This window comes from Kocuria tytonicola, assembly GCF_003687455.1.
Lineage (GTDB): Bacteria > Actinomycetota > Actinomycetes > Actinomycetales > Micrococcaceae > Kocuria > Kocuria tytonicola.
The window spans coordinates 1-6,852 of sequence record NZ_PHOA01000116.1; the positions used below are offsets into that span (position 1 = coordinate 1).

Below are 6,852 nucleotides of genomic sequence, written 5' to 3' on the forward strand. Positions count from 1 at the left end.
GGTCATGGTGGGCGGGGGCGGGGCCCCGGACGCGCTGGGCACCGCGGCCACCGACAACGAGAAGCGCAACCTGCGGATGTGGTGGTGCACCGGCGCCGAGGACGACGGCTCCGACCCGGACTCGGACTTCGACGCGGTGCGGGCGGCGACGCGCGGTCACGGCTTCTACCAGCAGCGGGGATTCCAGCGCACGCGCCTGGAGCTGCTGCCGGGCCACGACCACTTCGACATGCCGGACGCCCTGATCCTGGACGAGCTGCTCTCGGCCTCCGAGGCCTCCCCGCACGCCACCGGGTGATACCGGTCGGTATTCCCCGTGTGGCCCGCATGACATTACCCGCGGGTTAGTTCAGGATATCTTTTCGCAAACGCATGCATTCTTTTCCGTATTGCACCTGAGTTCACGCCTGCCGTATCCTGGGACCACAGAACCGTGCCAGCAGGGGGACATTTTGCCGGGCACCGGGCGCGCACCTGGATGTCGCGCCGTCGTTCGGGTCGGGGGACCTGAACGGCACGATCCACACATCCGCGCCGACGCATCCCGACCGGGGTGGACGTCTGTCTCCTCCTGCGCCACGGATCCTGAACGAGGGGGAGCGTACCAACAGTGGACAGCCACAATCTCAGCGGCGGGGCCCACGCGGCCACCGCCCGTCCGGGGGAGGCCCCGGACCGCGCCGTGTACCCGGTGGAGCAGCCGCCGGCACCGCGCACACTCGTGGACATCGTGCTCGACACCGTGGCACAGTACCCGGACGCCATCGCCCTGGAGGACGAGAACGAGTCCGTCCCCTACGGCGAGCTGGAGGACCGGATCGAGGCGCACGTCCAGCGCCTGTGGGACCTGGGCATCGGGCGCGGGGACCGTGTGGGGGTGCGCGTGCCCTCGGGCGGAGTGGACCTCTACGTGGCCATCCTCGCCACGCTGTTCGCCGGTGCCGCCTACGTGCCCGTGGACTGGGACGACCCGGACGAGCGCGCCCAGACCGTGTGGCAGGAGGCCGGGGTGGCCGCGGTCTTCGGGGAGGGCCTGGAACTGACCCGCAACCCGGCGGTCCGCTCGGGGGAGCAGACCGAGACCCCGCGCACCCGCGACGACGCCTGGATCATCTTCACCTCCGGCTCCACCGGCAAGCCCAAGGGCGTGGCCATCAGCCACCGCTCGGCCGCGGCCCTCGTGGACGCGGAGGCGCAGATGTACCTCCAGCGCCGGCCCCTCGGACCCGGGGACCGCGTGATGGCCGGTCTCTCGGTCGCGTTCGACGCCTCGTGCGAGGAGATGTGGCTCGCGTGGCGCCACGGGGCCACCCTGGTTCCCGCGCCGCGCAGCATCGTGCGCTCCGGTCCGGACCTGGGCCAGTGGATCGTGGACAGGCAGATCACCGCGGTCTCCACCGTGCCCACCCTGGCCTCCCTGTGGCCCAGCGAGGCCCTGGACCGCGTGCGGCTGCTGATCTTCGGCGGCGAGGCCTGCCCGCTGGAGCTGACCAGGCACCTGGTGCGCCCGGGCCGCGAGGTGTGGAACACCTACGGCCCCACCGAGGCCACCGTGATCGCCACGGGTGCCCTGCTCACCGGGGAGGCACCCGTCAGGATCGGGCTGGCCGTGCCCGGGTGGGAGCTCGCCGTCGTGGACTCCCAGGGCGAGCCCGTGGCCTGGGGCGAGACCGGTGAGCTGATCATCGGCGGCGTGGGTCTGGGCCGCTACCTGGACCCGGAGAAGGACGCCGAGAAGTACGCGCCGCTCGAGTCCCTGGGCTGGGAGCGGGCCTACCGCTCCGGTGACGTGGTGCGGGCGGACCCCGAGGGCATCGTCTTCGCGGGCCGCGCGGACGACCAGGTCAAGGTCTCCGGGCGGCGCATCGAGCTCGGCGAGATCGACACCCAGATGACCGAGGTCCCCGGTGTGAGGCTCGGGGCGTGCGCCGTGCACTCCACTCCGGGCGGCGGCAGCGTGATCGCGGGCTACCTCGTCCCGGAGTCGGAGGGTTCCGTGGACCTCTCGGAGGCCCGCCGCTGGCTCGTGGAGCGCCTGCCCGGCGGGATGGTTCCCGCGCTGTGCGTGATGGACGAGCTGCCCATGAAGACCTCCGGCAAGGTGGACCGCAAGGCCCTGCCGTGGCCCCTGCCGAACAGCAACGGGGACGGCTCGGCCCCGCTCCAGGGGGACCTCGCCTGGCTCGCGGAGCTGTGGGCGGACCAGCTCGGGCCCCTCCCGTTCACCGCGGACAGCGACTTCTTCGCGATGGGCGGCAGCTCGGTGGCCCTGGCCCGCCTGGTCTCCGCGCTGCGCCGGACCCACCCGGACACCGAGATCGCCAAGATCTACGCGCACCCCACGCTCGAGGCGATGGCCGGGTACCTGGCCACCCTGGGCGAGTCCCACGACGTCAAGCGGGACCCCGAACCCGTTCCCGCACCCGCGGGCTGGCTCCAGGGGCTGTTCCTGCTGGCCCTGAACGTGGTCAACGGCTTCCGCTACGTGCTCGGCTCCATGATCGTGGTCTGGGTCCTCGCGGTCGTGGCCGACGCCGGGTGGGTCCCCAGACCACCCCTGCTGCCGCTCGTGCTGGGCTGGCTCGTGATGTTCTCCCTGCCCGGGCGGGTGCTCGTGGGCGCCGCGACCGTGCGGGCCCTGACCGCGGGCCTGCGCCCCGGACACTACCGGCGCGGCAGCTGGACCCACCTGCGCGTGTGGGCCGCCGAGCGCGTGGTCGTGTTCAACAAGTACGACGTCCTCACCGGCACCCCCATGGCGCGGTGGCTGCACCGGCTGTTCGGGAACACCGTGGGCCGGGACACCCACCTCTACAACACCCCGCCCGTGACCGGTCTGGTGAGCGTGGGGGACCACGCCACCGTGGAGTTCGAGGCGGACCTCTCCGGCTACTGGCTGGACGGCGACGTGTTCCACGTGGGGGCCATCGAGGTCGGCGAGCACGCCCGCGTGGGCACCCGCACCCTGGTGGACCCCGGGATGCGGGTGGGAGCCGGCGCCGAGGTGCTGCCCGGTTCCCACGTGAGCCGCAGCGTCCCGGACGGGGAGCTGTGGGGCGGCTCGCCGCTGCGCCACCACGGCTCCGCCGGGCTCACGTGGCCCGAGGAGTCCCCGGAGGAGACCGGCGGGCTCAGGACCTGGGGCCCCGTGCGCTCCCACCTGATGTTCACCGCCGGGGCGGCCCTGGTGGGGCTGCTGCCCTTCCTGGCCCTGATCCCCGGTGCGCTCCTCGTGCTGACCCGGGTGGTCACCATCCAGGAGTACGAGGTGGTCTTCCCCATCGTGGCCGTGTGGGTCCCCGTGTTCACCGTGGTCACGGCGGTGGTGTGGCTGCTGCTGGTGGTTGCCGTGGTGCGCCTCGTCTCGGGCATGATCGTGCCCGGGTACTTCCCGCAGAACGGCCCCGTGGGGTGGGCCATGTGGCTCACGGAAACGCTCATGCAGCGCACCCTGATCTCCACCTACCCCGTCTACGCCTCCTGCATCACCCCGTGGTTCATGCGGCTGCTGGGCGCCACAGTGGGACGCAACGTGGAGATCTCCACCGCGGAGACCATCCCGCACCTCACCACGCTCAAGGACGGCTCGTTCCTCGCGGACCACGCCCTGGTCACCTCCCACCGTGCGGGCTTCGGGTGGCTGCACGTGGGCACCTCGGTGATCGGTGAGCGCACCTTCGTGGGCAACTCCGGGATCGTGGGCCCGGACCGGGACCTGCCGGCCGACGCGCTCGTGGCCGTGCTCAGCTCCGCCCCGCACCACGCCCCGGCGGGTTCCTCCTGGCTGGGGCGCACGGCCGAGCCGATCGCCCGTGCCAGGGCCGAGGCGGACACCGAGTCCACGTTCCAGCCGCAGCGGCGGCTGAAGGCCGCGCGCGCCTTCGTGGAGCTCTTCCGGTTCCTGCCCGCCATGGTCTCGGCGTGGCTGGACCTGCTCGTCGTCTACGTGCTCACGGACGTCTACATGTCCCACGGCATGGGCTGGAGCGGTGTGCTCGCGGCCCTCGCGTGGTCCGGTGTGGTGCTGAGCGCCGCGAGCACCGCGGCCTGCCTGGTGCCCGTGCTGGTCAAGTGGGCCCTGATGGGCCGGTTCCGCCCGAGCGAGCGGCCGCTGTTCAGCTCGTTCGTGTGGCGCAACGAGCTCACCGACGTGTTCGCCGAGTCCCTGGCCGTCCCGTCCATGATCCGCCTCAGCGTGGGCTCGCCCATGTTCACCGCGTGGGCCCGTCTCATGGGCGCGCACATCGGGCGCGGCGTGTGGTGCGAGACCTGGTGGTTGCCCGAGTTCGACCTCGTGCAGCTGGAGGACAACGTGTCCGTGAACCGCGGCACGGTGCTGCAGACCCACCTGTTCCACGACCGCATCATGCGCATGGAGCCCGTGACCATGCGCCGCGGCTCCACCCTGGGCCCCAACAGCTTCGTGCTGCCGGGGGCGACCATCGAGGAGCGGACCACCGTGGCACCGGGTTCCCTGGTGATGCGCCAGGAGACCGTGCCCTCCGACGGCAACTGGGGCGGCAACCCCATCCGCCACCTCGCCCCCGGGGACCAGGTGGTCAGCGCGCAGGTGGTGCCCACCGCGGCACCGGCCAGCCGCCGCGGTGCCCACGCGGCGTCGTCGGCCCCCGAGGAGATCACGCAGCACGGCGCCGGTTCCACCGCCGCCCCCGCCGCGGCGGGGCTGCCCACCGCCCAGCACGAGGGAGTCACCGAATGACCCAGCAGAGAACGGACCACGGCGTGGTGGAGGGGGACCTGCCGGTGGGCCAGCGCCCGCGGCCGGGCCGCAGGCCACCGCGCGAGGTGTGGCTCGGGGACCGCGGGGACGAGGGCCGCACGGCCGCCGAGAGCGGGCTGTGGACCTCCTCGACCCCCGTGGTGACCGCGCCGCCGCGCTCCGCGTCCGCACCGCGGCAGGGTGCTGCCACCCGCAACGTGAGCAGCGCCGACGGCCGCCGCACGAAGCGCCGCATCATGGGTGTGGACGTGGCCCGGGGGTTCGCGCTCGTGGGGATGATCGCGGTGCACGTGCTGCCCGCGGTGGCCGACGCCGAGGGCAACCCGTCCCTGGAGTGGCAGCTGTTCGCGGGGCACTCCGCCGCGCTGTTCGCCACGCTGGCCGGGGTGAGCCTCGCGTTCATGACGGGTGGCCGCGCCCCGCGCCGCGGCCGTGACGGCACCCGCGCGAGGGTCTCGATCCTCGTGCGCGCCCTGGTGCTGTTCCTGCTCGGTCTCACGGTCAACATGCTGGAGCTGCCCGTCTACAACATCCTGATCTACTACGGCCTGATGTTCCTGGTGGCCATCCCGTTCACCCGGCTCAGCGTGCCGTGGCTGCTGGCCTCCTCCGCGGCCTTCGCCGTGGTCATGCCGTTCGTGATGCAGTGGTCCCTGTCCGTGCTCCCGGCCCACGTGTACGGCAACCCGGGGTTTGTGGCACTGCTCACGGACCCGGGGGCGGTGCTCGCGGAGCTGTTCCTCACCGGCACCTACCCGGCGCTGCCCTGGATGACGTTCATCTGCCTGGGCATGGCCCTCGGCCGGCTGCCCCTGTCCCGGGACCGCATGCAGGTGCTGCTCGTGATCGTGGGCGCGGTCATCGCAGCGGTGGCCCGTGGGATCTCCCTGCTCATGCTGATGCGCTTCGACCTCGAGGACGCCCTGGTGGAGGCGACCCCGTGGATGACCTCGGACGACGTCTGGAACATCCAGATCTACGGCCCGGATCCCCAGCTGCCGGACACCACCAACCTGTGGCTGCTGCTCTCCGGCCCGCACACCAACACGCCGTTCGCGCTGCTCGAGAGCGCGGGGCTGGCCATGGTGGCCCTCGGGGCCTTCCTGCTGCTGTGCCGGGTGATCGGCAAGTGGCTGACCTGGCTGGGGGCCATGGGCTCCATGACGCTCACCCTCTACGTGGCGCACCTGGTGTTCCTGGCCTTCGTGTGGACCGAGACCACCCCGTGGTTCTGGTTCCTCGTCCAGATCGCCGTGGCGGCGCTGTTCGCGGTGGCCTGGCAGCAGGCCCTCGGCAACGGCCCCCTCGAGCGCCTCGTCACGAAGGTCTCCAAGGGCGCGGCCGCGGCGGCGGTCCGGCCCGAGAAGGCGCCCCCGCGGCGTCGTGCGGAGCCCACGCGCCGCTAGCGCGAGCGCACGCGGCGCCCCGACGGACGGACCTCAGCCCTGCGGGGCGGGGTCCGTCCGCCACGCCACGGCCAGGCGGGCGTTCTCGCGGGGCGCGGTGCGGACGTCGCTCACGCTCCAGCCGCGGCCGTAGTCCGCGCGCGCCGCGGCGCCGATGTGGATCCCGGCGGGATCGCGGGACAGCCCCGTCTCCCAGCCCTTGACCAGCGCCTCCACCCGCACCCACGTGCGGGTCACGGCCGCGGCACGACGCCGCCCGCGCAGCCGCGCGAGCCGCTGCCGGTCCGCGGGGTGCAGCAGGTCCAGCAGCACGTCCGCCTCCACCTCGGACTGCAGCCGCTCCACGTCCACCCCCACGGGGCGCTGGGCCGTGACCAGGGCGACCACCCCCGCGGTGCGCGAGACCGAGAACCGCACGGGGGACGCTCCCCCCAGCTCCGGGGAGGGAACCGCCGTGGGATCCAGCCCGGAACCCGCGGTCACGGCGCCCGCCCGCCCGCGGACCGGCCGCGGGGCCCCGCTGCGGGGGTCGTGCACCACCGGGACCTCACCGGGCCGGCAGCCGAGCCGGTGCGCGAGCACGTGGCGCAGCGCCACGCGGGACACCGTGAACAGCTCCCGCGCGCGTGGACACCACCGTGGCCGAGGCACTGGCCGTGCTGCTGCCCGTCCTGGACGCGGACGAGGTCCCCACCGCAGCCCTGG

At 73.1% G+C, this 6,852-nt stretch carries 3 protein-coding genes and 1 pseudogene; 3 read left to right on the forward strand and 1 reads right to left on the reverse strand.

Annotated elements, in window-relative coordinates; translation table 11 throughout:
- The 3 genes and pseudogenes from CWC38_RS12135 to CWC38_RS10375 all read left to right on the forward strand — a co-directional run.
- Nucleotides 1–298: pseudogene (locus CWC38_RS12135) on the forward strand (hypothetical protein); the annotation flags it as partial.
- A 312-nt stretch (nt 299–610) separates the two neighbouring features.
- Entirely contained in the window at nt 611–4,720 is a 4,110-nt protein-coding gene (locus CWC38_RS10370; RefSeq protein WP_240625216.1) for a Pls/PosA family non-ribosomal peptide synthetase, read from the forward strand.
- Complete coding sequence (locus CWC38_RS10375) at nt 4,717–6,147, forward strand: DUF418 domain-containing protein (protein ID WP_121846664.1); 1,431 nt, start codon at nt 4,717–4,719, stop codon at nt 6,145–6,147. The genes CWC38_RS10370 and CWC38_RS10375 overlap by 4 nt, the downstream gene beginning before the upstream one ends.
- A gap of 33 nt (nt 6,148–6,180) precedes the next feature.
- On the opposite strand, the gene CWC38_RS10380 is transcribed toward CWC38_RS10375, so the two are convergent.
- Nucleotides 6,181–6,744 carry a 4'-phosphopantetheinyl transferase family protein gene (locus CWC38_RS10380; RefSeq protein WP_240625217.1) on the reverse strand — a complete coding sequence of 188 codons (564 nt, stop codon included), beginning with the start codon at nt 6,742–6,744 and terminating at the stop codon, nt 6,181–6,183.
- Nucleotides 6,745–6,852: the final 108 nt, after the last annotated feature.